Below are 25,988 nucleotides of genomic sequence, written 5' to 3'. Positions count from 1 at the left end.
TATGTGAATGATTGCGTGTTGAGTGAAAGGGGCTGACATGGCGTTGCTGGACCGCACCGCGCGCAGTTTTCTGCTGACAGAAATCGTTTCAGGCATGGCCTTGACGCTGAAGTATTTCTTCAAGCCGAAAGCGACCATCAACTATCCGTACGAGAAAAACCCGATCAGCCCGCGTTTCAAGGGTGAGCATGCGTTGCGGCGTTATGCGAACGGGGAGGAGCGCTGTATCGCCTGCAAACTGTGCGAGGCTGTCTGTCCCGCGCAGGCGATTACCATCGAGGCCGAGCCTCGCGCCGATGGTTCACGCCGGACTACGCGCTATGACATCGACATGACCAAATGCATCTATTGTGGTCTGTGCGAGGAAGCCTGCCCGGTGGACGCGATCGTGGAAGGGCCGAATTTGGAATTCGCCACCGAAACGCGCGAGGAACTGATGTACAACAAGGATCGTCTTCTGGCGAACGGCGACCGGTGGGAGCCGGAAATCGCCCGTCGCCTTGAACTCGACGCGCCGTACCGGTGAGACGATCATGATCGCCGCGATAGCATTCTATGTTTTCTCTGCCATCCTGATTGTATCAGGGGCAATGGTTGTCAGCGCTCGCAATCCTGTGCATGCGGTGCTGTTCCTGATTTTGGCGTTTTTTAACGCGGCGGGCCTGTTTCTGCTGACGGGGGCCGAGTTCCTGGCGATGATTCTGGTCATCGTCTATGTGGGCGCTGTCGCCGTGCTGTTCCTGTTCGTGGTGATGATGCTGAACATCAATTTCGCGGAAGTGCGGGATGGGTGGCAGCGTTATGCGCCGGTTGGTGCGGCGATTGGCGGTGTGCTGCTCGTGGAACTGGCGATGGTTCTGGGGGGATGGCAGGTTGCACCGGGAGCGAGTGCTCTGCGTTTTTCTCCACGTCCCGATCACGTACAAAATACTGTGGCGCTGGGGCAGATCGTTTATACGCATTATGTGATGCTGTTTCAGATGGCAGGGCTGATCCTGCTGGTCGCCATGATCGGTGCCATCGTGCTGACCTTGCGGGATCGCAAGACCTCACGGCATCAGAACATTGCCGAGCAGGTCAATCGCCGGATCGAAGATACGCTGAAGCTGGTGAATACGCCGGTCGGGCAGGGCATCCATCCGGAGGATTTCCTGCGTCCCCTTCCTCCGGCTTCATCAAAACCCGTGCCGAGTCATGGCCAGATTGGTCATGATGATCACGGTGCCGGCACTCATCTGCCGCAGAATGCCCATCACGCAGCGGAGGATCGCGTATGAATTCGCTCATGACTGTGGGGCTGGGCCATTATCTGGCCGTGGCCGCGGTTCTGCTGGTGCTGGGGATTTTCGGCATCTTTCTGAATCGTAAAAACGTCATCGTCATGCTGATGTCGATCGAGTTGATCCTGCTTGCCGTCAATCTGAACATGGTAGCCTTCTCTGCTTCGCTGGGCGATCTGGCCGGGCAGGTCTTTGCGATGTTCATCCTGACCGTGGCTGCCGCTGAGGCAGCGATCGGTCTTGCCATTCTGGTCATTTATTTCCGTAATCGCGGTTCGATCCAGGTCGAAGACGTGAATCTGATGAAGGGCTGAGCGATGATCTATGCCGTCGCAGTCTTTGCCCCCCTGCTGGGGTCCGTGATCGCCGGTCTGTTCGGACGGGTGATGGGGGATCGTGCCGCGCAGGTGGTGACAATCGCGCTGATGATTGCCGCAGCGATCTGTGGTTCGCTGTCTCTCTACACGCTGCTTTCCTCGCCGCCGGGAAGCCTGCCCGATGTGGTGCGGGTATCTGACTGGATTCAGGCCGGTGATCTGCATGTCAACTGGGCGCTTCGCTATGACACGCTGTCCGCTGTCATGGTTGCGATGGTGACGTTTGTCGCCACGCTGATCCATGTCTACAGCACCGGCTATATGGCGCATGACAGCCTGCCGAATTACCGGTTCTTCTCTTACCTCTCCCTGTTTACCTTCGCGATGTTGATGCTGGTGACAGCGGATAATCTGCTCCAGCTGTTTTTTGGGTGGGAAGGCGTTGGTCTGGCCAGCTATCTGCTGATCGGATACTGGTATTACAAGGACAGCGCGAATGCGGCGGCCATGAAGGCCTTCATCGTCAATCGCGTCGGCGACCTGTTTTTCGCTGTTGGCATCGCGCTGGTGTTCTGGACCTTCGGCTCCATCGAGTTCTCGGCGATTTTCGGGACTGTTTCCCAGCATGTGAATGACCATTATCACCTGTTCGGGACCGATCCGCGCACCTTCGAGGTGATCGGTTTCCTGTTGTTCATCGGTGCGATGGGCAAAAGCGCGCAGATCGGTCTGCATGTGTGGTTGCCGGATGCGATGGAAGGCCCGACCCCGGTTTCCGCGCTGATCCATGCCGCGACGATGGTGACGGCCGGTGTGTTCCTGATGGCACGTATGTCGCCGCTGCTGGAATTTGCGCCGGATGCAAAGACTTTTATCGTGCTGATCGGCGGTACCACGGCCCTGTTCGCGGCCACCATCGGTTGCGCCCAGAATGACATCAAGAAAGTGATCGCCTATTCCACCTGTTCGCAGCTTGGCTACATGTTCGTGGCGGCTGGCGTTGGGGCCTATGAAGTGTCGGTGTTTCATCTGATCACCCATGCTTTCTTCAAGGCGCTGCTGTTCCTTGGTGCGGGCAGCGTGATCCATGCCATGTCTGATGAGCAGGACATGCGCAAAATGGGCGGTATCTGGAAAATGATCCCGTTCACCTATGCGGTAATGTGGATCGGTAATCTGGCGCTGGCCGGTATTCCGCCTTTCGCTGGGTTCTATTCCAAGGATGCTATTCTGGAAGCTGCCTGGGCGCAGGGTGGTGTAGGGTTTTACGGTTATGTTTGTGGTACGCTCGCAGCTTTCCTGACCGCGTTCTATTCCTGGCGTCTGACGATCATGACGTTTCATGGCAAACCACGTGCTGATCATCATACCATGGAACATGTGCATGAAAGCCCGCTGGTGATGCTGGCGCCGCTCGCGCTGCTGTCCATCGGCGCGATTGCGGGTGGCATGCTGCTGGAACACTGGTTCATCGGCGAAGGTATGAGCGCCTTCTGGCGTGGGGCCGTGTTCAATGGGCCGGATAATCATGTGATGCATGAGATGCACCATATTCCGTTCCTTGCCTCGATCCTGCCGACCATTCTCGGTGTGCTCGGCATCGTGCTTGCCTACTGGATGTATATGTTCAACCCCGGCGCGCCTGCACGTCTTGCGGCGATGTTCCCGGCCATTTACCGCCTGTTCGCCAATAAATGGTATTTCGATGAGATCTACGCCGCGCTGATCGTGCGTCCGTATCAGTGCTTTGCCCGGCTGCTCTGGACGGTTGGTGATGCCACCATCATTGATGGCATTCCGAACGGTCTTGCCAGCCTGACTGTCGATGGCTCCTCCAGGGTTGTAAAACTCCAGACCGGGTCCATCGCGGTTTATGCCTTTGCCATGCTGATCGGTCTTGTGGCTCTGGTCTCCATTTTCCTCATCTTCAGGTGATGTCATGAATCAGGCGGGCTTTCCCGTACTGTCTCTGCTGACCTTCCTGCCGCTACTCGGGGTCGTCATTCTGATGACGATCCGCGGGGATGAGGAAGTTGTAGCAAACAACGCGCGCTGGACGGCGCTGTGGACCTCGCTGGTGGTGTTTGCCTTCAGCCTGGTCCTGTGGGTCCGGTTCGACCCGGCCCAGCCGGGTATGCAGTTTGTTGAATCCGTGCAGTGGCTGCCGGAGTTCGGTGTGCGCTACAGCGTTGGTGTCGATGGAATCAGCGTTCTGTTCGTGCTGCTTTCCACTTTTCTGACGCCCATTTGTATTCTGGCAAGCTGGGATGCGATCCATACCCGTGTGCGGGAGTTCATGATCGCCTTCCTGGTGCTGGAAACCATGATGGTGGGCATGTTCTCGGCCACCGATTTCCTGCTGTTCTATATTTTCTTCGAAGCTGTGCTGATTCCGATGTATCTGATCATCGGCATTTGGGGACACGCGCGCCGGGTTTATGCGGCGCTGAAATTCTTCCTCTACACGCTGGCCGGTTCGGTGCTGATGCTGCTGGCGCTGCTGACCATGTGGCACTATGCCGGGACGACGGATATTCCAACCCTGCTGCACACCCGCTTCCCGGTGCATATGCAGTTCTGGCTGTTCCTGGCTTTTCTGGCATCTTTTGCCGTGAAAGTACCGATGTGGCCCGTTCACACCTGGTTGCCTGATGCCCATGTGGAGGCACCGACCGCCGGGTCCGTTATTCTGGCCGGTGTGCTGCTGAAAATGGGGGGCTACGGCTTCCTGCGTTTCTCGGTACCCATGCTGCCTGATGCGGTGGAGTATTTCGCACCGCTGATGTTTGCCCTGTCGGTGATGGCGGTGATCTACACCTCCATCGTCGCCTTCGCGCAGGATAATATGAAAAAGCTGATTGCTTATTCATCCATTGCGCATATGGGCGTCGTGACCATCGGCATTTTTACCGTGAATCAGCAGGGATTAAGCGGTGCGCTGTTCCAGATGCTGTCTCATGGTGTGGTGTCCGCCGCGTTGTTTCTGTGCGTGGGTGTGGTGTATGACCGGTTGCACACGCTGGAGATCAACCGTTATGGCGGTCTGGTCGAGCGGATGCCGGCCTATGCGGCGGTCTTCCTTGTGTTCACCATGGCGACCATCGGCTTGCCGGGAACTGGCGGGTTTGTTGGTGAAATTCTGGTTCTGATCGGTGCTTTCAAGATCAGCATCTGGATTGCCCTGCTGGGCAGCACCGGCATGATCCTGGGAGCGGTCTATTCACTGTGGCTGTATCGCCGTGTGATCCTCGGCAGGATGACCATTGTCGAGCTACGCTCCATGTTTGATCTCAACACGCGGGAAATCGTCGTGTTCGTGCCGCTGGTGCTGCTGACCCTGTGGATGGGGGTCTATCCGTCCAGCTTCACGCATTTCTTTGATGCGACGGTGAACGATCTGGTGCAGCAGCATCAGGCGGCGATCAGCCAGATGCATCAGCTGGCGTCCGTCACTCCCTGACGCGAGAATAAAACTTTGCCCAACGGAATGGCCCTATACTCATGAACTGGACCCTGGCTTCTCCGGAGATCGTTCTGGCCCTGTGCGGGCTGGTCATTCTGCTGGTTGGTGTGGCACGGAACCGGCGCGAGGATACGTTTCTCTGCGCGATGCTGACACTTGGTGCGTTTCTTCTCACTGGGCTGCTGACTGTTTCCGGCGCGCTTGGGCTGGGGTTTCAGGGACAGTTCGTGGCCGATCCGTTTGCGGTCATGGTGAAGTTGCTGATCCTGTCCGGTGCATCGATCGCTGTTGTGCTGTCGCTGGATTATAACCGCCATCACGGGATGGAGAGATTCGAGTTCCCGGTTCTGACGCTGTTCTCCACCGTTGGCATGATGGTGATGGTGTCGGCTTCCAACTTCATGACCCTGTATATGGGGCTGGAGCTGATGTCTCTGGCCATCTACGTGCTGGCAGCGTTTGCGCGGGATGAACTGCGCTCTGCCGAAGCGGGGTTGAAATATTTCGTTCTTGGCTCGCTGGCATCAGGCTTGCTGCTGTACGGAATTTCACTGATCTACGGATTTGCGGGGACCATGGATTTCTCCTCCCTGCGTGCGGCATTGTCGGATCCGGCCGGAACGTCGCCCGGGCTGACAGTCGGCGTGGTGTTCGTGATCGCGGGTCTGGCGTTCAAGATTTCCGCCGCTCCGTTCCACATGTGGACGCCGGATGTTTATGAGGGGTCACCAACCCCGGTGACGGCCTTCATGGGTACGGCTCCCAAAGTCGCCGCGATTGCGATGATGCTGCGCACTCTGGTCACACCTTTCCATGGTGTGCTGGTGCAGTGGCAGCATGTTGTGGCACTGATCTCCGTGGTTTCCATGGTGTGGGGGGCGCTTGCTGCTATCGGCCAGACGAACATCAAGCGGCTGATGGCTTATTCCTCAATCGGCCATATGGGATATGCACTGGTGGGTCTGGCGGCTGGATCACAGGCTGGTATCCGCGGTCTGTTGATCTATCTGGTGACCTACGTGTTTATGAATACCGGTACTTTCGCCTGCATCCTCGCCATGCGTCGGCGAGGACGGCAGCTGGAGAAAGTCAGCGATCTGGCAGGTGCCGGAAAAACCGATCCGGCTCTGGCCCTGCTGCTGGCGATTTTCATGTTCAGCATGGCCGGCATCCCGCCGATGTCGGGTTTCTTTGGCAAGCTCTATGTATTTCTGGCCGCTGTGCAGGCGGGCCAGCCGCTGCTGTGGGGGCTCGCCGTGATCGGTGTGCTGACCAGCGTGATTGGTGCTTATTACTATCTGCGTGTCGTCAAGGTGATGTATTTTGACGAGGCGTCGGAAGGCCCGTTCGAAGCGTGGACCACATCGGTTTCCGTTGTCGCTGTGGGTAGCGCAGTATTCACAGCCCTGTTCTTCCTGTTCCCGGCTCCGATCCTTGCGGCGGCTGATCTGGCGGCCAAGGCTTTGCTGCGGTGAGTGTGACAGGCGGGGAGGGGAGAACCCTTCCCTATCCCTGGCGTCTGGAGGTTCACACTTCGCTTCCTTCCACATCAGATTATCTGGTGGCGAAAGCATCGCAGGGAGAGCCGGATGGTCTGGCTGTGCTGGCCTTGCGCCAGACCTCACCGAGAGCGACGAGGGGACGCGCCTGGACAGAGCCGGAAGGCAATCTTGCGCTTTCTCTGCTGATCAGGCCCGGACAGGGGCCGGTTTTTCTCAGCGCACGGGAAGTCGGGCACTGGGCGTTCGTGGCCGGTCTGGCTGTGTTCGATGCGATCGTGCCGTATGTTGCCGATCCTCGGGCAGTGTTCCTGAAATGGCCGAATGACATCATGGCCGGTGACCGCAAGCTGGGTGGCATCCTGATTGATGCAGCGATGGGTGCCGCAGAGCCGGAATGGCTCGTGATCGGAATCGGGGTGAATATTGCCTCTGCTCCTGCGGTTCCTGGACGGATGACGGCTTGCCTTGCCGATATCAGCGACAGGATTCCTGCGCCGCAGGCTCTGGCACAGAAAATTGTTACACGGCTTTCAGCCTGGCGGCATGCGGCCCCGCTTGAAATCAGGGATGCCTGGCGACGGGCCGCACATCCGCCCGGAACAAGGCTTACTGTGCGTTGTCAGGGGGAGGTGCTGGATGGTTTTTTCACCGGGATTGGTGAAGATGGCGCACTTCTGCTCGATTGCGGCGGAGAATGCCGGGAGGTGCATACCGGTGAGGTCCTGCTCTCTCCCGCTCATGGCCAGACCGGATAAAGATGACCGGACTGTGAAACAGGAGGTCGTGCTTCGCATCGCTTCCTGCTAAGGGATGGCGCATGCTTCTGGTAATAGACGCCGGTAACACAAATATCGTTTTTGCGGTCCATGATGAAAAAGGCTGGCGCGGGACCTGGCGCATTGCCACCGATCATCAGCGGACCAGCGATGAATATGCCGTCTGGTTGCTGACGCTGCTGACCCATGCGCGGCTGACTCCTGCTGATGTACATGCAGCCGTCATCGGCACTGTTGTGCCAGCCGCCCTGTATCATCTGCGGCGCCTGTGCCGGGACTGGTTTGAGGTTGAGCCGCTGGTGGCCAGGGCTTCACTGGACTGGGGATTCGACATTCAGGTTGATCACCCGGAAGAAGTCGGTGCGGACCGTCTGCTCAATGCATTGGCAGCGCATCAGACCTATGGCGGCCCGCTGGTGGTGATCGACTTCGGCACGGCAACGACTTTTGATGTGGTCGACAAAAGGGGCGCCTATTGCGGCGGCGTGATCGCACCCGGGATCAATCTGTCGCTTGAAGCGTTGCATCAGGCAGCGGCGCGTCTGCCGCGTATTGGTATCGGGCGGCCGCAATCGGTGATCGGCAAGGGGACGGTCGCCGCCATGCAGTCGGGCATATACTGGGGCTATATTGGCATGATCGAGGGCATGACAGCCCGCATCGAGTCCGAATTTGGCGCGCCGCTGAAAGTGGTCGCGACAGGCGGGCTGGCGCCGCTGTTCTCGGAAGGCACCCAGGTCATCAGCCGGATTGATCCTGATCTGACATTGGAGGGGCTGCGACTTCTGGCTCTTCGCAACCCCACACCTTTTTTAAACCGAGACAGAGCGAGAATGGTGGATGGTGACTGAAGGGGGGCATTGTCCCCGCCCGGGCATCCATCCGCGATACTGAAAGGATAAGATGACCGACACACATACGGAGATTGCTTTCCTGCCCCTGGGGGGGACGGGCGAGATCGGCATGAACCTGAATCTTTACCGGTCGCGCAGCCCGGCGGGGGAGCATTGGCTGGCGATTGACTGCGGCATCGGCTTTGGCGGCACTGAACTGCCGGAAGTTGATGTGATGATGGCCGATCCATCTTTCATTGCGGAGCGGCGGGATCGGCTGACCGGGCTGGTGATCACGCATGCGCATGAGGACCATATCGGTGCGGTGGCATGGTTGTGGCCGCAACTGCGTTGCCCTGTCTATGCGTCCCCGTTTGCCGCGATGGTGCTGCGGCGCAAGCTGTCCGAAGCGCAATTACAGAATGAAGTGCGAATTCTCCCTCTGCCACTCGGCGGAGCGCTGAGCATCGGCCCGTTCTCCCTGCGTACATTCCGCATGGCGCATTCCACACCGGAATCTCTGGCGATTGCCATCGACACACCGCATGGCGCGATCCTGCATACCGGTGACTGGAAACTCGATCCCGATCCTCTGGTCGGTCCGCCAACCGATGAGGAAGGTTTGCGCGCGCTGGGTGATGAAGGCGTGCTGGCGATCGTTTGCGATTCCACCAATGCAATGGTGGAGGGACATAGCGGCTCCGAATCCGATGTGCGCCGTGGCTTGCGGGATGTGATTGCCGATTTGAGCGGCCGTGTGGCGGTGACCTGCTTTGCCAGCAATGTCGCGCGGGTGGAAAGCATCGCCATGGCGGCGGAGGAAGCCGGACGCAGCGTGGCTCTGGTAGGCCGTTCACTGCGCAATCTGAATACGGCCGCGCGTGATTGCGGTTATCTGCGGGATGTTCAGGAGTTCCTGTCCGAGGATGATGCTCTGTCGGTTCCTGATGATAATCTGCTGATGATCGTCACCGGCAGTCAGGGCGAACCTCGGTCTGCACTTGCCCGGATCGCCGCGGATACGCATCCGAATATTGCCCTTGGGGAAGGGGATACGGTGGTGTTTTCCAGCCGTGTCATTCCCGGTAATGAGCGCGCGGTGAATACCGTGCAGGATAATCTGGTGCGCCGTGGTGTGCACCTGATCACTGATTCCGAAGCGACCGTGCATGTCTCCGGCCATCCGGCGCGCGAGGAATTGCGGCGCCTGTATCAACTGGTACGTCCCCGTTACGCCGTCCCGGTACATGGCGAATGGCGTCATCTGGCGGCACAGGCCGATCTGGCGGCAGAAATGCAGGCGGAGCCGGTAATGCTGGAAGATGGCGATATTCTCAGCTTCGGCTCCGGGCGTCCTGAAATCGTGGACAGTGCTCCGGTGGGCCGTCTGGTGCTGGATGGTGGAAGGCTTTTGCCGCTCAATGGTGGTGTGCTCTCGGCACGGCGGCGGATGCTTTATAATGGTGTCGTGCTGGCGAGTATTGCGGTCGATGAGGATGGCCATCTGATGGGTCGTCCCAAGCTCAGCGCACCGGGTCTGTTTGATTCTCAGGAAGCGGAGGCAGCCAGGGTGATCAACGAGTTTGCAGCCTCCATGGATAGTCTGCCGGCTTCCCTGCGGCATGATGATGCATTGCTGACGGAGGCCGCCCGCAGTGCTTTGCGTCGCGCTTTGGGACGCAAATTGCAAAAGCGTCCGCTGGTAGACGTGCATTTGCTGCGTATCTGAAAAAAGGCAGGGGCATCAGATGTTTCGTCATATCGGCTGGTTCACCGCGATCGTGCTGTATGCGTTGATCTGGTGGACCCTGCTTTTTGCCATTCTGCCGCTGGGTACCCGCACCAGACAGGAGGCTGATGATGTCAGCGGGTGGCGCGGGACGCCTGAAAATCCGCAAATTCTGAAAAAAGCTTTGCTGACGACCCTGATCTCCATCGTGGTGTGGGGCATTTTCATGGTTGTCATCAACAGCGATTACCTCAGTTTCCGAAATGGCTGGCTTGCTCTGCCCAAAGATTAATCAATTGACTTAAATTTGCGTTTAAGAAATCAAAAAATAGGCTCTTTCTGTTTTAAACGCTCATTTTTCAGTCAAAAAATAGAGAAAATTGCTGGTCATCCCTGCGCAATGCACCGATAATGGGCCCCAGAGAGAGGGTGTTCCTCTTTCTGCCGTGTGACTGGCGTTTCCTCCCTAAACTTTGGCCCGCTGCGCTGATGCGCGCGGGCCCTTTTTTTATGTGCAGCCTCTACGAAGACTGGCGGCAGGAACGAGGGAATTGTAGGGTCCGCAGGCTTTTTGTGACGGATGAACCCATGCGCCTTTCCCGTGCCCTGATTCCCACCCTTAAGGAAACACCCGCCGAGGCCCAGATTGCCTCGCACCGGTTGATGTTGCGTGCTGGTCTGATCCAGCAGGAAGCAGCCGGTATTTACGCCTGGCTGCCGGCCGGGCTGCGCGTGCTGAACGCCATTGCCAATATCGTGCGCGATGAGCAGGCCGGGATCGGCGCTCAGGAAGTGCTGATGCCGACTATCCAGTCAGCTGATCTGTGGCGGGAAAGCGGTCGCTATGATGCGTATGGGCCGGAAATGCTGCGGCTGAAGGACCGGCATGAGCGCGACCTGCTCTACGGGCCGACCAATGAGGAAGTGATCACCGATATCTACCGCCATTCGGTCAAAAGCTATCGTGAACTGCCGCAGATGGCCTACCAGATTCAGTGGAAATTCCGTGACGAAATTCGCCCCCGCTTCGGCGTGATGCGTGGCCGTGAATTTCTGATGAAGGACGGGTACAGCTTTGATCTCGATTATGCCGGGGCGGTGCGCAGCTATCGCCGTATCATGCTGTCTTATATGCGCACATTCCAGCGTCTGGGCGTGAAGGCGATTCCGATGCTGGCCGATACCGGCCCGATCGGTGGCGATCTGAGCCATGAATTCATTATTCTTGCTCCCACCGGTGAGAGCGAGGTCTTTTACGACGCAGCCTTCGAGGAAATCGACTGGTCCGGGGCGTCTTTCGATGTCGATTCCGACGCTGATCTGGAGCGTTTTTTCCAGACGATCACAGGCCATTACGCTGCTACTGACGAGAAGCACGATACGGCAGCCTATGAAGCGTTGCCGGAAGACCGTCGCCGCACCGGGCGGGGGATCGAGGTCGGGCATATTTTCTATTTCGGCACCAAATACTCCAAAGCCCTGAACATGACGGTTGCTGGCCGTGACGGGCAGAAGCTGCATCCTGAAATGGGCAGCTACGGGATTGGTGTCAGCCGCATGGTCGCGGCGGTGATCGAGGCCAGTCATGATGAGGCAGGCATCATCTGGCCGGACAGCATCGCTCCTTTCCGTGCGGCAGTGCTGAACCTGAAAAATGGTGATGCAGCCTGCGATGCCATGGCCGAGGATGTGTATCGCCGGATCGGTGTGCGCCATGCCCTGTATGATGACCGTGACGAGCGTGCGGGTGTGAAATTCGCCGATGCTGATCTGATGGGGCATCCGTGGCAGGTGGTCATTGGCCCGCGCGGGGCGGCTGCCGGGCGTGTCGAACTGAAGCGTCGCCGTACCGGTGAGCGGATGGAGCTGACGGTCGAGGATGCTCTGGCGCGTATTCAGGAGTCTGTCTGATCTTGTTCAACGCTTTTGAACGGGCTGTTGCCGCACGGTATCTGCGTGCCCGCAAGGGAGAGCGCTTCGTATCGGTGATTGCGCTGTTCTCGCTGATCGGCATCGCATTGGGGGTGGCGACGCTGATCGTCGTGTCCAGCGTGATGAGTGGCTTTCGTCAGGATATCGTGAACCGCATGCTTGGCGTGAACGGGCATGCGGAGATCGAGGCTTATGCGGGCGAGCAATTGCATGATTATCAGGCGATTGTCTCCCGGTTGAAGGCGCTGCCGCAGGTGGCTTCAGCCATGCCGATGATTCAGGGGCAGGTTCTGCTGAGCACGGATGCGGGCGGTTCCACCGGCGTGCTGGTGCGGGGGATGGAGCCGAAAGACATTGCCGCCATGCCCGCGATTGGCGACCATATCATCATGGGATCGCTGGATGATCTGAAAGGCGATGACACCATTGCGATAGGGGCAGGGCTGGCGCAGAAATTCAGGCTGCGTCCCGGCGATCCGGTTACCTTGCTTGCAAAAGAAGGGGCGGCGACGGCCATCGGAGTCATTCCACGGGTTGCGACCTACCGGGTGGCGGCAGTGTTCTCGGCCGGGCTGAGCCAGTACGACAGCGGCGTCGTATTTTTGCCTTTGCGGGCGGCACAGATTTTCTTCCAGAAGCCGGATGGTGCGACCGGGATCGAAATCCGTGTGCATCAGCCTGATCAGGTGGATGCGATCGTGCCTGACCTGCGTCAGGCCCTGAACGGCCAGAAAGCGTTCGCTCGGGACTGGCGGCACAGCAATGATCTGCTGCTTGGTGTGTTGAGGGTGCAGCAGGACACGATGTTCATCGTGCTGGGGCTGATCATTCTGGTGGCTGCCTTCAACGTGATTTCCTCCCTGATCATGCTGGTGAAGGACAAGCGCCGCGACATCGCCATTCTGCGCACCATGGGGGCATCAAGCGGTGCTGTGATGCGTATTTTCCTGATGTGCGGCGCCTTTATCGGTATCAGCGGTACGGTGATCGGTACCGTCATCGGCATTGCGATCTGCCGGAACATTGTGGCCATCCAGCACTGGATTGAAGACATCAGTGGCGGCCAGGTGTTTGATTCATCGGTTTTCATGCTGACGGCCCTGCCGGATACGGTGGACTGGGCAGAGGTGATTAAAACCGTGCTGCTCGCCCTGATCCTTTCGGTAATGGCCACACTCTATCCAAGTTGGCGTGCGGCCCGTACCGATCCTGTCGAGGCTTTGCGTCATGAGTGACCGCTCTTCCTGCGCCCTGCGGCTGGAGCAGGTCACACGCCGTTATCGCAGTGGTGACCAGGATCTTGTGGTACTCAATCATGCCGATCTGGAGCTGCGACCGGGTGAAATCGTGGCGCTGGTAGCGCCTTCAGGTACGGGCAAGTCGACCTTGCTGCATCTGGCTGGTTTGCTTGAAAAACCGGATGAGGGCAGGGTCTGGATTGGCAGCCATGATGCTGGCGGCCTGTCCGATACGGCCAGAACAGCGCTGCGGCGCGATCATCTGGGTTTCGTGTATCAATTCCATCATTTGCTCGGGGAGTTTTCCGCACTGGAAAATGTCGTTCTGCCGCAAATGATTGCGGGCAGAACACGCAGGCAGGCGGAGCAAACTGCGTTGGCCCTGCTCAGTGCATTTGGCTTGCAGCATCGGGCGTCCCATCTGCCGGGTATGCTGTCAGGGGGGGAGCAACAGCGTGTCGCCATCGCCCGGGCGCTGGCGAACGGCCCAGCCGTGCTGCTGGCGGATGAGCCGACGGGGAATCTTGATGTTCATACTGCCGAGACCGTGTTTTCGGCTTTGCTGAATGCCGTCCGGCATCAGAATGTAGCGGCCCTGATTGCCACTCATAATCCTGATCTTGCAGGCCGGATGGACCGTCAGGTCACCATCCGGGAGGGGCGGATCGTTCCCGCCTGAACAGACGAGTTTTGATAAGGCATAAAAAAAACCGGCTCATGAGCCGGTTTTTTGTTGGTTGGTCTATAAATCCGGTTCAGCCGCCGAACAGACCACGCAGCAGGCGACGGAAGAAGCCTTCCTTTGGCGCCGGTGTCGCCGGACGATGCGGCGTCGCGCGGGACGGAGCAGCATGGGAAGCAGCGGCCTGAGCAACTGGTTTCCCGGCCGAATTGGCCTTGCCTTCTGCCAGATTCAGGAAACGCTGGGCATCAAGGCCCTTGGGATCAATCCGGAGCGCAGTCCTGAATGCGTTGGCGGCTTCCGCCTTCTGGCCGAGCGCATGCAGCAGATTGCCCAGACGGACATAGCCGCCAGCATAATCCGGCGACGCCTTGATCGCATTGCGGGCAAACAGCAGACCTTCATGCACGCTGCTGAAATCGGCCCCGAGCAGGCTTTCCGCCCTGCCAAGAGCTGTAGAAGCAGCGGAATGGTCGCCAAGAGACGCCAGCAGATTGCCAAGCTGAAGGTAATGGCCGCCATAGGAAGGGGTGGCTTCAATGGCGTTAAGCGCGAACAACAGCCCCTCATGATGTCCATGAGCGGCTAGAACGCGGTTACGATCAAGGGTAGTGTCCATCAGCGGGCTCCGCATGGCAGGTCTGTCACGCGACGCATCGCGCCGCACTGGCGATGAATCGTCAGCGGCGGGACTGTAAACGACTGGCTGTTTCACTCCAAGACGGTGAAACGGATGATTTTATCAAAACCGTCGATTTTCTGGTTATTTTCCGACCTTGTTGGGTCATGCCGGTTTGTTGCGATGGTTCAAGAGGTTTGATCGGGGCACATGGCGCACAATAATTTCGTCCATTTGCGGGTTCATTCTGCCTATTCTCTGAGCGAAGGCGCGATCAAGACCGATAAAATCCCGGCTTTGGCGCGGCAAATGGCCATGCCTGCTGTCGCAATGACGGATAGCGGCAATCTGTTCGGGATTCTGGAGTTCAGTCAGGCCTGCGCCGGGAAGGGGGTACAGCCGATCATTGGCTGTCAGATCGGTCTGGCCCGGCCGGAGCAGCAACAGCGCCTGCCACCTGATCAACTGGTTTTGCTGGCGCGGGATGAGGCGGGATTGGCGAATATCCAGCGTTTATCCTCGCTGGGCTTTCTGCAGGGAGAGCCGGGCGCAAAGCCGCAACTCCCGCTGGAGACGATTCTGGCGCATGCGGAGGGGGTGATGCTGCTGACCGGTGGCACCACTGGACCGCTGGCCCGTCTGCTGGCGGAAGGGCAGAAAGGGGAGGCCGAACGGTTACTGGCCATGATCAGGGAGGCTTTTCCTGATCGCACGGTGATCGAGCTGCATCGGCATGGTCTGAGACTCGAAAAAGCGATCGAGCCGGGTCTGATTGCTCTGGCGGATGCAGCTGGTTTGCCGTTGGTGGCCACCAATGACTGCTATTTCGCGCAGCCGGAGATGTATGAGGCGCATGATGCGCTGCTCTGTATCGCGGAAGGGCGGGTGCTTTCAGAGACGGATCGCCGTCGCGTCACCCCGGAACACTGGTTCAAACCGCCGGAAATGATGCGCGCCCTGTTTTCCGATCTGCCGGAGGCTTGCGACAACACAATCGCCATTGCCCGTTGCTGTGCGGTGATGGCGGAGACTCGTAAACCCCTGCTGCCGGTCTGCCCGAAAGTGCATGAAGGGCAGACAGAGGATGAGACCGTCCGCGCCATGGCCATTGAAGGTCTGGAGCGGCGAATGAACGATGTCGGGGCGGGGCCTGAGGATCGTGCCCGCTATCGTGAAAGGTTGGATTACGAGCTGGATGTCATCGCTCGCATGGGTTTCCCCGGTTACTTCCTGATCGTGGCCGATTTCATCCAGTGGGCCAAGGCGAACGATATTCCGGTAGGGCCGGGGCGTGGATCGGGTGCCGGTTCGGTGGTGGCATGGGCGTTGACGATCACCGATCTCGACCCGCTGCAGTTCAATCTGCTGTTCGAGCGGTTCCTGAATCCGGATCGTATCTCCATGCCGGATTTCGATATCGATTTCTGTCAGGATCGGCGTGACGAAGTCATCAGCTATGTGCGCAGAGAATATGGTGGTGACCGCGTGGCGCAGATCATCACCTTCGGTAAGTTGCAGGCGAAAGCCGCCGTGCGCGATGTCGGTCGTGTGCTGGGGATGCCTTTCGGCCAGGTGAACAAGGTCGCGGAGCTGATCCCGAACAATCCCGCCAAGCCGCCAACCTTGCAGGAAGCCATCGACGGAGAACCTCGTCTGCAGCAGATGCGCGAGAGCGATGAGGCGGTCAAACGCCTGCTGGAAATCGCTTTGCAGATCGAGGGGCTGTACCGCCATGCCAGCACCCATGCCGCCGGTGTGGTGATCGGCGACCGGCCCCTGGTGGAGCTGGTGCCGCTTTATCGCGATCCGAAATCCGATTTCCTCGTCACACAGTTCTCGATGAAGCATGTCGAGAATGCCGGGCTGGTGAAATTCGACTTTCTCGGCTTGACGACGCTGACCATTCTGCAACGGGCGGTGAAGTTTCTGGCCGGTCTGGGGGTAAGCATCGATCTGGCGCATGTGCGGCTGGATGACGAACGTACCTATCAGATGCTCCAGCGTGGCGATGCCGGCGGCGTGTTCCAGTTTGAAAGTCAGGGCATGCGGGACGTGCTCCGACAGATGCGCCCTGACCGTTTCGAGGATCTGATTGCGGCTGTGGCGCTGTACCGTCCTGGCCCGATGGCGAATATCCCCGCCTACTGCCAGCGTAAACACGGTGAAGCCTGGGAGCCGCCGCACGAGGATATCCGCGATATTCTCGACGAGACCTACGGCATCATGGTCTATCAGGAACAGGTGATGCAGATCGCCCAGAAGCTGGCAGGCTATTCGCTGGGGGCGGCGGACAGCTTGCGGCGCGCCATGGGCAAGAAAATCCGGGCGGAGATGGAAACCCATCGTTCCATCTTTGCCGAGGGAGCCTCCAAACGCGGTATTCCGGATGCCAAATCAGGCGAAATTTTCGACCTGATGGTCAAGTTCGCCGATTACGGCTTCAACAAATCCCATGCTGCTGCTTACGCACTGGTCGCCTACCAGACGGCCTATATGAAGGCCAACTATCCGGAGCCGTTTCTGGCCGCCTGTATGAGTCTGGCGATCAATAACACGGACAAGCTCGCAGCCTTGCGGCAGGAAGCGACCAGGCTGGGTATTGCGGTGTTGCCCCCGGATATCAACCGCTCGGCAGCGGATTTTACGGTCGAGCAGAGGGAGGATGGCAAGCTTGCCATCCGCTATGCGCTGGCTGCCATCAAGAAAGTCGGTCTGGCGGCGATGGAGGCGGTGGTCACTGCGCGTGGAGAACAGGCCTTTACCGACCTTGCGGATTTCGCGGCACGGGTCGATCCGCGGCAGCTCAATCGCATGCAGATTGAAAATCTGGCGCGGGCAGGTGCTTTTGACTCATTGGTGCCCAACCGGGCTGCGGTGCATGGCGCGGCGGACATGATCCTGCGCCGGGCACAGGCTGCGTCGGAGGAAAAAAGCTCCGGCCAGATCGGGCTGTTTGCAGGGGCAGGCACGCCGGAGCCGTTGCGCCTGCCATCCTGCCCCGACTGGCCGGATATGGAGCGGCTGAGCTTCGAGGCCGAGGCCATTGGTTTTCATCTCACCGCCCATCCGCTGGATGTCTATACGGTGACGTTGCAGAAGCTGAGGGTGCTGCCGAGCAACCGGATCGAGGAACATGCGGCGCGCCATGGCGATCAGCGTGTTCGTCTGGCCGGCTGCGTGGTGAATGCGAAAGAGCGTACCACCCGCACCGGCAGCCGCATGGCCTGGGTGCGTCTGTCCGATGCGGCTGGCAGCTATGAAATCACGGTGTTCAGTGAGGTTCTCTCCCGTTCCCGTGATGCTCTGCGGATCGGCGCCTGTGTGTTGGCCATTGCCGATATCAAGGCCGAAGGAGAGGATTCGATCCGCATTACGGCTCAGGACATCATGCCTCTGGATGATGCGGCGGGGGGCACAGCCGGAATGATGCGCGTCTGGTTGAAAGACAATGCCGATATCGGACAGATCCGTGCGGTGCTGTCCCGCCCGGATACGAAGGGGAAGGGGCATGTTGTCCTGATTCCCCGCCTGAATGAGGATCAGGAGGTGGAAATCGAGCTTCCGGGTGGTTTCAACGTCACCCCTCGGCTGGGGCAGGCCCTGAAACTCATCCCGGGCGTAGAGCGGGTAGAGGAAGTCTGAACATCGCAGCCCTGCAAGGAGGCGCTTGCAAGCGACCGCATCTTCCGCCATATCCGCCCGGTCCGGCGGGTGACTCTGTCCCCTGCATGGGCAAATTCGCACGCGGGGCGCTTCTGGTGCCAAAGCCTTGAGCCCCGCGGAGGTGTAACCAGAAGACGAAAGGAGCACGCTTATGGCGATGCCCGAATTCACCCTGCGCCAGCTGCTGGAAGCCGGCGTCCATTTCGGCCACCACACCCGTCGGTGGAACCCCCGTATGGCGCCGTTCATTTTCGGCGTGCGCAATCAGGTTCATATTCTCGACCTGCAGCAGACCGTCCCCCTGCTTGACCGTTCCCTTCGCGCCATTCGTGACGTGGTTGCGGGCGGCGGACGCGTTCTGTTCGTCGGCACCAAGCGCGCCGCGGCCGAATACGTCGCTGAATCCGCGCAGCGTTGCGGTCAGTATTACGTCAACCATCGCTGGCTGGGCGGCATGCTCACCAACTGGAAGACGATCACGGGCAGCATCAAGCGTCTGCGTCAGATCGATGAGATGCTGGCGGGTGACACGACCGGCCTGACCAAGAAAGAAGTGCTGGACATCACGCGCGACCGCGAAAAGCTGGAACGCGCGCTGGGCGGCATCAAGGATATGGGTGGCCTGCCGGACATCCTGTTTATCATCGACACCAATAAGGAAAAGCTGGCGGTCGAGGAAGCCAACAAGCTGGGCATTCCGGTTGTGGCGGTTCTGGACAGCAACTCCGATCCGTCCGGCGTGACCTATCCGATCCCGGGCAATGACGATGCCATCCGCGCGATCACCATGTATTGCGATCTCGTTTCCAGCGCAGTGCTGGATGGTATCAGCGCCGAGATGATCGCCTCCGGCCGTGATCTGGGCGCCGCCGAGGAACTGGTGCCGGAAATCCTGCCTGAGCCGGCAGCGGAACAGGCCACCGCCTGACGCTTGACGTCAAGGCAATCTCCGCCCGGAAGCACCCTGTGAAAGGTTGTTTCCGGGCGGGACTATCTTTACCCCGGCGTTCCTCTTCATTCCTTGTCCGCTGAATGATCAGCGTGGCTCCCTGCATTGGCGACACGATAATGTCATGCAGGAATGACTGGACGAACGGGTTGTAAGGGGGCATCGCCCCCCTGATTCATTTCTGCTTGAGGAGTTTCCCATGGCCGAGATTACCGCCGCCCTCGTCAAGGAGCTGCGCGAGACGACCGGCGCTGGCATGATGGACTGCAAGAAGGCGCTGTCAGAAACCAATGGCGATCTGGAAGCAGCCATTGACTGGCTGCGCAAGAAGGGCCTGTCTGCCGCCGCCAAAAAATCCGGTCGCGTTGCGGCTGAAGGTCTGGTCGGTGTTGCGAGCGCTCCCCAGAAGGCCGCTATGGTCGAAATCAATGCCGAGACCGACTTCGTGGCCCGTAACGAGCTGTTCCAGGCATTCGTGACCGAAGCCGCCAAGGTTGCGCTGACGGTTGGTGAAGATGTGGAAGCCATCAAGGCTGCGCCCTATCCTGGCACCGAGCGTACCGTGGCCGAGCAGCTGACGCATCTGGTGGCGACGATCGGCGAGAACATGAACATCCGTCGTGCCCGCGTCCTGTCGGTGCCGCAGGGTGTTGTCGCCTCCTATATCCACAGCCCGGTGAAGCCTGGGCTTGGCAAGATCGGCGTGCTGGTGGCCGTGGAAAGCGCTTCGGAGATTTCCGCTCTGGAAACGCTGGGCCGTCAGGTCGGCATGCAGGTTGCGGCTGCCAATCCGCATTCTCTGGATACGGACAGTGTCGACCCTGCCGCGCTGGAGCGTGAGAAGGCCGTGTTAACCGAGCAGGCCCGTGCCTCCGGTAAGCCGGAAGCCATTATCGAGAAGATGGTCGAAGGCCGTATCCGCAAGTATTACGAGGAAGTGGTACTGCTGGAGCAGGTCTGGGTGCATGACGGTGAAAGCCGTGTGAAGGCCATCGTGAAGAATGCCGGGGCCAAACTGACCGGCTTCGCCCGCTTCCAGCTCGGCGAAGGCGTTGAAAAGGGTCCGGAAAGCGATTTCGCTGCCGAAGTCGCCGCTGCGGCCGGACTGGCCTGATCGACCGAAGACCTGCCTGCCCAACCCTGGGAAGCTGATTTTTCAGCCTCTCCTGGTATCTATCATGGCCCGTCCCGCAAAAGTGGGGCGGGCTTTTGTATGTTATCTGCCTGACACAGGGAGGAGGTTACTCTGAAGCTGCAGGAAGGATAAGAATATAATGGGCGAGTTATCGGGAGATGGTTTAAATGAGGGCCGATGACGGCAATGATCTGACGAGACAGGCCCCGCAATGACGATCGTGCAGGCGGAAAAAATGGCTTGTCTGCCTTCTGTGTCTACGTCAGGAAGGATCGTGTTTGCATGCCCTGTGACAAATTGTCCGAGTTGACGAACGAGGGGGAAATGCCGATGGACGAGGTCTATGTCCACCTGTCTGCCCTCGCCATTAATGAGATTATGGGCCGTGGCGCGTCAGTTCCGGAAAAATGACGCACATGGCCTGAAAATGTCGTGCCGTTCATGATAGAGTGGTTTCAGCTGTCGCTGCGCCGGCGCGGTTGCGCATGCAGAAGAGTAAGAGAGTGCCAATGAGCCGAAGAAGGTCTTCGCGTATCTCAGCCTGTATCGGCTTGCTTCCCGCCCTTCTGTTGATGGGATGCAAGCTGGATCTGATGGATCCGGCCGGTGCTATCGGGCGGGCCGAAAAGAATCTGATCCTGGTTTCGACCGCGCTGATGCTGCTGGTCGTGGTTCCCGTCATTTTTATGACATTCCTGTTTGCCTGGAAATATCGCGCCTCTAACAGGAACGCGATCTACCGTCCGAACTGGCACCATTCGACGGTGCTGGAAGTCATCGTCTGGTCGGTTCCCTGTGCAATCATCATCGTGCTGGCAGCCATCACCTGGCGTACAACGCATGAGCTTGATCCCTACAAGCCGCTTGATGTCGCCGGAAAGCCGCTGAAGATCGAGGTCGTCGCCCTTAACTGGAAGTGGCTGTTCATTTATCCCGAACAGGGGATTGCGACGGTCAATCAGATGGCAATGCCGCTGAACACCCCGGTTGCATTCTCCATTACATCTGATTCAGTCATGAATGACTTCTTCATTCCGCAACTTGGCAGCCAAATCTATGCCATGACCGGAATGGAAACCAAGCTTCACCTGATTGCCGATCGTGCAGGCACCTATGACGGGCTGGCGGCGAATTTCAACGGCGATGGTTTCTCCGACATGCGCTTCAAGGTGATCGCCACGGATCAGAAGGGCTTTGACGACTGGGTGCAGAAGGCGCGTCAGTCCGGCAGCACACTCGACCTGAAGACCTATTCCGAGCTTGCCAAGCCGAGCGAGAAAAATCCTGTCGCTTACTACTCCAAGGTGGAGCCCGGTCTCTTCAGCCATATCATTCATGGCTATCAGTCCCACATGAGCATGTCCCACGAGGGTATGTGACGGGCTAGCGAGGACAAACAATGCTTGGCAAATTAACGTTATCGGCCATCCCGTTCGATGTGCCGATCGTCATGGGCGCTGTGAGTGGCATGATTCTGGCTGCTCTCGCAGTGCTGGGGGCCATTACCTATTTCGGGAAATGGAAATACCTCTGGACTGAATGGCTGACATCCGTCGATCACAAGCGTATCGGCGTGATGTACCTCGTGCTGGCCCATATCATGCTGCTGCGCGGCTTTGCCGATGCGATCATGATGCGCTCCCAGCTTGCTCTGGCATCGGGCGACAAGCCCGGCTATCTGCCGCCGGAACATTATGACCAGATTTTCTCCGCCCATGGCACGATCATGATTTTCTTCATGGCGATGCCTTTCGTGATCGGGCTGATGAATGTGGTCGTCCCATTGCAGATCGGCGCACGGGACGTGGCCTTTCCGTTCCTGAACTCATTAAGCTTCTGGCTGACTGCTGTGTCTGCCGTGCTGATCAATGTATCTCTCGCGATCGGCGAATTTTCCCGAGCCGGCTGGCTGGCCTATCCGCCGCTATCCGAGCTTCAGTACAGCCCGGATGTCGGCGTCGATTATTATATCTGGGCGCTGCAGATTTCCGGCATCGGCACCTTGCTGAGCGGTGTAAACTTCTTCGTCACCATCCTGCGTATGCGTGGGCCGGGCATGACGTTCATGAAGATGCCGATTTTCAGCTGGACCAGCCTTTGTGCCAACGTGCTGATCATGGCAGCTTTCCCGATCCTGACGGTGACGCTGGCTCTGCTCAGTCTCGACCGTTATCTGGGCATGCATTTCTTCACCACCGATGGTGGCGGTAACCAGATGATGTACGTCAATCTCATCTGGGCCTGGGGTCATCCCGAGGTGTACATTCTTGTGCTGCCGGCGTTCGGTATTTTCTCTGAAATCACCGCAACGTTCTCCAGCAAGAAGCTGTTCGGCTATACCTCGATGGTTTACGCCACTGTGGCGATTACCATTCTTTCCTTCATTGTCTGGCTGCATCACTTCTTCACTATGGGTGCAGGCCCTGACGTGAATGCTTTCTTCGGCATCACCACCATGATCATTTCCATCCCGACCGGGGTGAAAGTGTTCAACTGGGTGTTCACCATGTATGGCGGCCGGGTGCGTTTTACGGCTCCGATGCTGTGGACGATCGGCTTTATCTGCACCTTCGTCATCGGTGGTATGACGGGCGTGTTGATGGCAGTGCCCGGTGCAGACTTCCTGCTGCATAACAGCCTGTTCCTGATCGCACACTTCCACAATGTGATCATCGGTGGCGTGCTGTTTGGCTATGTGGCCGGATATAATTACTGGTTCCCGAAAATGTTCGGCTTCAAGCTGGATGAAACCTGGGGCAAGCGCGCTTTCTGGTGCTGGCTGGTCGGCTTCTATCTGGCCTTTATGCCGCTTTACGTGCTGGGCTTCATGGGTGCTACCCGCCGCATGAACCACTACGACAATCCGGCCTGGACGCCCTGGATGATCATCGCTTTCATCGGTGCGGTGGTTATTTTTGCCGGTATCGGATGTCAGCTGATGCAGTTCGTCGTCAGCCTGCGTGACCGCAAGCGTAACGCCGATCTGACTGGCGATCCGTGGAAAGGTCCGACCCTGGAATGGGCGACTGCTTCTCCGCCCCCGTTCTACAACTTTGCCATTGTTCCGGAAGTGGATGATGCAGAGCCGCTGTGGAGCGAAACCTTCCAGGCTCAGCGTCGTCTGGCGCGGCCGCATTATGAAGACATTCATATGCCGCGGAATACGCCTGCTGGCTTCATCATCGGCATGTTTGCTTTCGTCTTCGGCTTTGCGATGGTGTGGCAGATCTGGTGGATGGCCATTCTGGGCGTGATCGGTGGTCTGCTGACCCTGATTATCAGAACCTGTAACGACGATATCGACTATTACGTGCCGGCTGCAGATGTCGCCCGGATTGAGGACGCCAATCTCCGCAAATCGGTGCAGGGAGACCTTCAGCATGCTGACTGAACCGCTGGCCATTCAGGATCCTCCGGCCAGTCCTGAGCACGCGCATCACGATGAGCACGGAAAGACCGTTTTCGGCTTCTGGCTCTACCTGATGACGGACTGCATCCTGTTCTCCGGTCTGTTCGCAGCCTTTGCCGTCGCCCGCTCGCAGTTTGCAGGCGGTCCGACTGGCCAGGAGATTTTCGATCTCAAGGACGTCGCGATCGAAACCGCCCTGCTGCTGTTCAGCAGTATTACCTATGGTTTCGCGATGCTTCAGGCGCACAAGCATCGGCTGGGCGGAACGCTGCAATGGCTGGGAGTCACTTTTCTGTTCGGCCTTGGCTTCCTTCTGATGGAAGTCAAGGAGTTCTCTCATCTGATCGCCGAAGGGGCAGGTCCGGACCGCAGTGCCTTTCTGTCCGCATTCTTCACCCTGGTTGGAACGCACGGGCTGCACGTAACCTGTGGCTTGTTGTGGATGGCGGTGCTCGTTTTTCAGCTCGGTGTGCTGAAAAAAGGACTGACGCCGGCTTATATGAGCCGTCTGACCTGCCTCAGCCTGTTCTGGCACTTTCTGGACATTGTCTGGATCTGTGTCTTCAGCTTCGTCTATCTGGCGGGAGTTCTGTAAATGGCCACCGCACATGCGCATGGTGCGTCTGACCATGGTTCAAGCCATGGCAGCGTCGGCTCTTATATCACCGGCTTCATTCTGTCGGTGATCCTGACGGCAGCGGCATTTCTGATTGTCGCTTACAAACTGGTGCCAGAGCATCTGATCCTTCCGGGCGTTGCCGCCCTGGCGGTTATTCAGATTCTGGTTCATCTGGTTTTCTTCCTGCACATGAACGCTTCCTCCGAACAGCGCTGGAACGTGACGGCGTTCGTGTTTTCCGTGGTCGTGCTGCTGATCCTCGTTTCCGGCTCGATCTGGATCATGTACAACCTGACCAGTCGGATGGATCATGGACCGGCTACGCCGTCTCTGGTAACCCAGCCTGAGGCGCATTGATCAATCCATTGATTATTCAGAAAAACCCCGCTTTCCGGCGGGGTTTTTTATTGCCCTGTTTCCCTGATACGTATTTCAGATGATGTCGACGAACAGGCAGAACAGCTCACTGGCAGCGTGTATTATTCCTCTCACGCTGATCCCTTCATGTTGATGTTGCGCTGCACACAATATATACTCAAAGGTGGAAAACCTGATTCAGACTATTCAGAGCAACGCGCATTGCTGTTTAAAACCTCTGCGATCATACATGATGGACTGGCCGGAAATTTCTATGGCCATATTAAAATATGCAGGAGCAATACTGCGTGACATTCCGGTCCTGTTCATCCTACTGTTCATTTTATTTTATATCCGGCTGGTCAAGAAAGTCTTTATTTCTTGTCATGCTGCTGCCATTACTTCTTCTGGGTGCCACTCTTTACGCTGCAGAGAGTGATCTGAAACCCATTCTTCTTAAACTTGATAAGAAGGAGATTCAGGCGGCGGGTATCGAAGTCGCGAAAGTCATTCCCGAAACGGGGATGACAGAGGCAACCCTTCAGGGCGTCGTGCAGGCTCCTCCTCGTCAGGTAAGAGTGGTCGCAGCCCCTGCCGGTGGTCTGGTAGAAGCAGTTCTGGTCGACCCCGATGAAATGGTTCAGCAAGGTCAGCCAATCGCCATTCTCCGCAGTACCGAGCTGGTGGAGGCACAGCGCCTTTATCTTGAAGCCGAGGCCGGTGCCACATTGGCTGAGGAACGGTTGACGCGTGATGAATCCATGTTCAGGGAGCATATTATTCCCGAACGACGCCTGTTGACGACCCGCGCTGAAGCATCTTTTGCTCGCTCCCGCCTTGATGAGCGGTTACAGATGTTGCCTTTGCTGGGGATGGATGCGGCCAATATTGCGGTCCTGAAAAAAACCCGCAAAATTTCGCCGACCCTGACCATCCTCGCACCGGTTTCCGGCACCGTTTTACAGCGGCAGAGTATGGCTGGCGAAAGAGTGGCGCAGGCGGCACCTCTTTTCACCATTGCCCATCTTAACCCTCTGTGGGTGCATCTGCAGGTTCCGCTGGCCCGCGCTGCTTCTCTGGCGCCAGGGAACAAGGTGTCCGTATCGACTTTTGGTGGGCAGGGACAGGTTATTCGTGTCGGACGCAGTGTTGATCCAACCACCCAGGCGACATCGGCGACGGCGGAAATAACCGAAGGCACAGAAGGGCTGCGTCCTGGTCAGGCTGTCACGGTGTCCGTCCAGCTTGAGCAATCGGGAATGCCGCAATGGCGGGTACCGGTCGGGGCCGTAATCAGGCATCACAATCACAACTGGGTATTCGTGCAGACTGAGGGCGGTTTTCGTGCCCAGCCAGTCATAGTTATAGGCGAAACATCTACTTACACATCGATCCGCGGTCATCTGTCAGTGCAGGATAACGTCGCTGTCGAGGGCATGTTGCCCTTGTTGGCGGAGCTGACCAAAGCGGACGGTAGCTGATCCG

Annotated in this window: 23 protein-coding genes; 22 read left to right on the top strand and 1 reads right to left on the bottom strand. The window is 58.1% G+C overall.

Annotated features, from left to right (window positions below; all coding sequences use genetic code 11):
* Nucleotides 1-37 precede the first annotated feature (37 nt).
* From nuoI to GbCGDNIH8_RS06745, 13 genes are all read left to right on the top strand, one after another.
* A complete protein-coding gene (gene nuoI, locus GbCGDNIH8_RS06805; RefSeq protein WP_072572592.1) occupies nucleotides 38-526 on the top strand; it encodes an NADH-quinone oxidoreductase subunit NuoI in 489 nt (162 codons plus the stop codon).
* A gap of 7 nt (nucleotides 527-533) precedes the next feature.
* The gene (locus GbCGDNIH8_RS06800) at nucleotides 534-1,277 is read left to right on the top strand and encodes an NADH-quinone oxidoreductase subunit J (RefSeq protein ID WP_072573711.1); all 744 of its coding nucleotides are present in this window, start codon (nucleotides 534-536) and stop codon (nucleotides 1,275-1,277) included.
* Nucleotides 1,274-1,594 carry an NADH-quinone oxidoreductase subunit NuoK gene (nuoK, locus tag GbCGDNIH8_RS06795; protein WP_232449729.1) on the top strand — a complete coding sequence of 107 codons (321 nt, stop codon included), beginning with the start codon at nucleotides 1,274-1,276 and terminating at the stop codon, nucleotides 1,592-1,594. Before GbCGDNIH8_RS06800 ends, nuoK begins: the two co-directional genes overlap by 4 nt.
* A 3-nt stretch (nucleotides 1,595-1,597) precedes the next feature.
* Complete coding sequence (nuoL, locus tag GbCGDNIH8_RS06790) at nucleotides 1,598-3,532, top strand: NADH-quinone oxidoreductase subunit L (protein WP_072572591.1); 1,935 nt, start codon at nucleotides 1,598-1,600, stop codon at nucleotides 3,530-3,532.
* 4 nt (nucleotides 3,533-3,536) lie between these two features.
* Nucleotides 3,537-5,057 carry an NADH-quinone oxidoreductase subunit M gene (locus GbCGDNIH8_RS06785; RefSeq protein ID WP_072572590.1) on the top strand — a complete coding sequence of 507 codons (1,521 nt, stop codon included), beginning with the start codon at nucleotides 3,537-3,539 and terminating at the stop codon, nucleotides 5,055-5,057.
* Between the two features lie 41 nt (nucleotides 5,058-5,098).
* Nucleotides 5,099-6,535 carry an NADH-quinone oxidoreductase subunit NuoN gene (nuoN, locus tag GbCGDNIH8_RS06780; protein ID WP_072572589.1) on the top strand — a complete coding sequence of 479 codons (1,437 nt, stop codon included), beginning with the start codon at nucleotides 5,099-5,101 and terminating at the stop codon, nucleotides 6,533-6,535.
* Nucleotides 6,532-7,317 carry a biotin--[acetyl-CoA-carboxylase] ligase gene (locus tag GbCGDNIH8_RS06775; protein WP_072572588.1) on the top strand — a complete coding sequence of 262 codons (786 nt, stop codon included), beginning with the start codon at nucleotides 6,532-6,534 and terminating at the stop codon, nucleotides 7,315-7,317. The genes nuoN and GbCGDNIH8_RS06775 overlap by 4 nt, the downstream gene beginning before the upstream one ends.
* A gap of 62 nt (nucleotides 7,318-7,379) precedes the next feature.
* Nucleotides 7,380-8,189 (top strand): type III pantothenate kinase, encoded by an 810-nt coding sequence (locus GbCGDNIH8_RS06770; protein WP_072572587.1) that lies wholly within the window; start codon nucleotides 7,380-7,382, stop codon nucleotides 8,187-8,189.
* Nucleotides 8,190-8,241: 52 nt separating this feature from the next.
* The gene (locus tag GbCGDNIH8_RS06765; RefSeq protein ID WP_072572586.1) at nucleotides 8,242-9,900 is read left to right on the top strand and encodes a ribonuclease J; all 1,659 of its coding nucleotides are present in this window, start codon (nucleotides 8,242-8,244) and stop codon (nucleotides 9,898-9,900) included.
* Nucleotides 9,901-9,919: 19 nt separating this feature from the next.
* Nucleotides 9,920-10,192, top strand: a complete 273-nt coding sequence (locus GbCGDNIH8_RS06760; protein ID WP_081368885.1) for a DUF1467 family protein — start codon at nucleotides 9,920-9,922, stop codon at nucleotides 10,190-10,192.
* Between the two features lie 296 nt (nucleotides 10,193-10,488).
* Complete coding sequence (gene proS / locus GbCGDNIH8_RS06755) at nucleotides 10,489-11,811, top strand: proline--tRNA ligase (RefSeq protein WP_072573709.1); 1,323 nt, start codon at nucleotides 10,489-10,491, stop codon at nucleotides 11,809-11,811.
* A 2-nt stretch (nucleotides 11,812-11,813) separates the two neighbouring features.
* Nucleotides 11,814-13,067 carry a lipoprotein-releasing ABC transporter permease subunit gene (locus GbCGDNIH8_RS06750; protein WP_072572585.1) on the top strand — a complete coding sequence of 418 codons (1,254 nt, stop codon included), beginning with the start codon at nucleotides 11,814-11,816 and terminating at the stop codon, nucleotides 13,065-13,067.
* Nucleotides 13,060-13,749, top strand: coding sequence for an ABC transporter ATP-binding protein (locus tag GbCGDNIH8_RS06745; RefSeq protein WP_072572584.1), 690 nt, complete (start codon nucleotides 13,060-13,062; stop codon nucleotides 13,747-13,749). The genes GbCGDNIH8_RS06750 and GbCGDNIH8_RS06745 overlap by 8 nt, the downstream gene beginning before the upstream one ends.
* A 76-nt stretch (nucleotides 13,750-13,825) precedes the next feature.
* On the opposite strand, the gene GbCGDNIH8_RS06740 is transcribed toward GbCGDNIH8_RS06745, so the two are convergent.
* The gene (locus GbCGDNIH8_RS06740; protein ID WP_072612680.1) at nucleotides 13,826-14,371 is read right to left on the bottom strand and encodes a tetratricopeptide repeat protein; all 546 of its coding nucleotides are present in this window, start codon (nucleotides 14,369-14,371) and stop codon (nucleotides 13,826-13,828) included.
* Nucleotides 14,372-14,581: 210 nt separating this feature from the next.
* Here GbCGDNIH8_RS06740 and dnaE point away from each other — a divergent pair, with 210 nt between their 5' ends.
* From dnaE to GbCGDNIH8_RS06700, 9 genes are all read left to right on the top strand, one after another.
* Nucleotides 14,582-18,013: a DNA polymerase III subunit alpha gene (gene dnaE / locus GbCGDNIH8_RS06735; RefSeq protein ID WP_072572582.1), complete on the top strand. Its 3,432-nt coding sequence runs from the start codon at nucleotides 14,582-14,584 to the stop codon at nucleotides 18,011-18,013.
* Nucleotides 18,014-18,185: 172 nt separating this feature from the next.
* Nucleotides 18,186-18,962, top strand: coding sequence for a 30S ribosomal protein S2 (gene rpsB / locus GbCGDNIH8_RS06730; protein ID WP_072572581.1), 777 nt, complete (start codon nucleotides 18,186-18,188; stop codon nucleotides 18,960-18,962).
* Between the two features lie 220 nt (nucleotides 18,963-19,182).
* Nucleotides 19,183-20,097, top strand: coding sequence for a translation elongation factor Ts (gene tsf, locus GbCGDNIH8_RS06725; RefSeq protein WP_072572580.1), 915 nt, complete (start codon nucleotides 19,183-19,185; stop codon nucleotides 20,095-20,097).
* 303 nt (nucleotides 20,098-20,400) lie between these two features.
* Nucleotides 20,401-20,529 carry a hypothetical protein gene (locus tag GbCGDNIH8_RS13260; protein ID WP_301335560.1) on the top strand — a complete coding sequence of 43 codons (129 nt, stop codon included), beginning with the start codon at nucleotides 20,401-20,403 and terminating at the stop codon, nucleotides 20,527-20,529.
* A gap of 98 nt (nucleotides 20,530-20,627) precedes the next feature.
* The gene (gene cyoA, locus GbCGDNIH8_RS06720) at nucleotides 20,628-21,497 is read left to right on the top strand and encodes a ubiquinol oxidase subunit II (protein ID WP_072572579.1); all 870 of its coding nucleotides are present in this window, start codon (nucleotides 20,628-20,630) and stop codon (nucleotides 21,495-21,497) included.
* Between the two features lie 20 nt (nucleotides 21,498-21,517).
* On the top strand, nucleotides 21,518-23,509 hold the full coding sequence (gene cyoB / locus GbCGDNIH8_RS06715) for a cytochrome o ubiquinol oxidase subunit I (protein WP_072572578.1): 1,992 nt from the start codon (nucleotides 21,518-21,520) through the stop codon (nucleotides 23,507-23,509).
* Entirely contained in the window at nucleotides 23,499-24,122 is a 624-nt protein-coding gene (cyoC, locus tag GbCGDNIH8_RS06710; protein ID WP_011631981.1) for a cytochrome o ubiquinol oxidase subunit III, read from the top strand. The genes cyoB and cyoC overlap by 11 nt, the downstream gene beginning before the upstream one ends.
* On the top strand, nucleotides 24,123-24,503 hold the full coding sequence (cyoD, locus tag GbCGDNIH8_RS06705; protein WP_072572577.1) for a cytochrome o ubiquinol oxidase subunit IV: 381 nt from the start codon (nucleotides 24,123-24,125) through the stop codon (nucleotides 24,501-24,503).
* 386 nt (nucleotides 24,504-24,889) lie between these two features.
* On the top strand, nucleotides 24,890-25,984 hold the full coding sequence (locus tag GbCGDNIH8_RS06700) for an efflux RND transporter periplasmic adaptor subunit (RefSeq protein WP_072572576.1): 1,095 nt from the start codon (nucleotides 24,890-24,892) through the stop codon (nucleotides 25,982-25,984).
* Nucleotides 25,985-25,988: the final 4 nt, after the last annotated feature.

Origin of the sequence: Granulibacter bethesdensis (assembly GCF_001889545.1) — a bacterium.
GTDB lineage: Bacteria > Pseudomonadota > Alphaproteobacteria > Acetobacterales > Acetobacteraceae > Granulibacter > Granulibacter bethesdensis_B.
The sequence above is the reverse complement of the archived record's forward strand: the minus strand, read 5'-3'. Positions and strand labels throughout refer to the sequence as shown.

Excerpts from the sequence above, each read along its gene's own strand:
- nuoI (WP_072572592.1), top strand. The coding sequence starts at position 38 with ATGGCGTTGCTGGACCGCACCGCGCGCAGTTTTCTGCTGACAGAAATC.
- GbCGDNIH8_RS06800 (WP_072573711.1), top strand. The coding sequence starts at position 534 with ATGATCGCCGCGATAGCATTCTATGTTTTCTCTGCCATCCTGATTGTA.
- nuoK (WP_232449729.1), top strand. The coding sequence starts at position 1,274 with ATGAATTCGCTCATGACTGTGGGGCTGGGCCATTATCTGGCCGTGGCC.
- nuoL (WP_072572591.1), top strand. The coding sequence starts at position 1,598 with ATGATCTATGCCGTCGCAGTCTTTGCCCCCCTGCTGGGGTCCGTGATC.
- GbCGDNIH8_RS06785 (WP_072572590.1), top strand. The coding sequence starts at position 3,537 with ATGAATCAGGCGGGCTTTCCCGTACTGTCTCTGCTGACCTTCCTGCCG.
- nuoN (WP_072572589.1), top strand. The coding sequence starts at position 5,099 with ATGAACTGGACCCTGGCTTCTCCGGAGATCGTTCTGGCCCTGTGCGGG.
- GbCGDNIH8_RS06770 (WP_072572587.1), top strand. The coding sequence starts at position 7,380 with ATGCTTCTGGTAATAGACGCCGGTAACACAAATATCGTTTTTGCGGTC.
- GbCGDNIH8_RS06765 (WP_072572586.1), top strand. The coding sequence starts at position 8,242 with ATGACCGACACACATACGGAGATTGCTTTCCTGCCCCTGGGGGGGACG.
- GbCGDNIH8_RS06760 (WP_081368885.1), top strand. The coding sequence starts at position 9,920 with ATGTTTCGTCATATCGGCTGGTTCACCGCGATCGTGCTGTATGCGTTG.
- proS (WP_072573709.1), top strand. The coding sequence starts at position 10,489 with ATGCGCCTTTCCCGTGCCCTGATTCCCACCCTTAAGGAAACACCCGCC.
- GbCGDNIH8_RS06745 (WP_072572584.1), top strand. The coding sequence starts at position 13,060 with ATGAGTGACCGCTCTTCCTGCGCCCTGCGGCTGGAGCAGGTCACACGC.
- GbCGDNIH8_RS06740 (WP_072612680.1), bottom strand. The coding sequence starts at position 14,371 with ATGGACACTACCCTTGATCGTAACCGCGTTCTAGCCGCTCATGGACAT.
- dnaE (WP_072572582.1), top strand. The coding sequence starts at position 14,582 with ATGGCGCACAATAATTTCGTCCATTTGCGGGTTCATTCTGCCTATTCT.
- rpsB (WP_072572581.1), top strand. The coding sequence starts at position 18,186 with ATGGCGATGCCCGAATTCACCCTGCGCCAGCTGCTGGAAGCCGGCGTC.
- tsf (WP_072572580.1), top strand. The coding sequence starts at position 19,183 with ATGGCCGAGATTACCGCCGCCCTCGTCAAGGAGCTGCGCGAGACGACC.
- GbCGDNIH8_RS13260 (WP_301335560.1), top strand. The coding sequence starts at position 20,401 with ATGCCCTGTGACAAATTGTCCGAGTTGACGAACGAGGGGGAAATGCCG.
- cyoA (WP_072572579.1), top strand. The coding sequence starts at position 20,628 with ATGAGCCGAAGAAGGTCTTCGCGTATCTCAGCCTGTATCGGCTTGCTT.
- cyoB (WP_072572578.1), top strand. The coding sequence starts at position 21,518 with ATGCTTGGCAAATTAACGTTATCGGCCATCCCGTTCGATGTGCCGATC.
- cyoC (WP_011631981.1), top strand. The coding sequence starts at position 23,499 with ATGCTGACTGAACCGCTGGCCATTCAGGATCCTCCGGCCAGTCCTGAG.
- cyoD (WP_072572577.1), top strand. The coding sequence starts at position 24,123 with ATGGCCACCGCACATGCGCATGGTGCGTCTGACCATGGTTCAAGCCAT.
- GbCGDNIH8_RS06700 (WP_072572576.1), top strand. The coding sequence starts at position 24,890 with ATGCTGCTGCCATTACTTCTTCTGGGTGCCACTCTTTACGCTGCAGAG.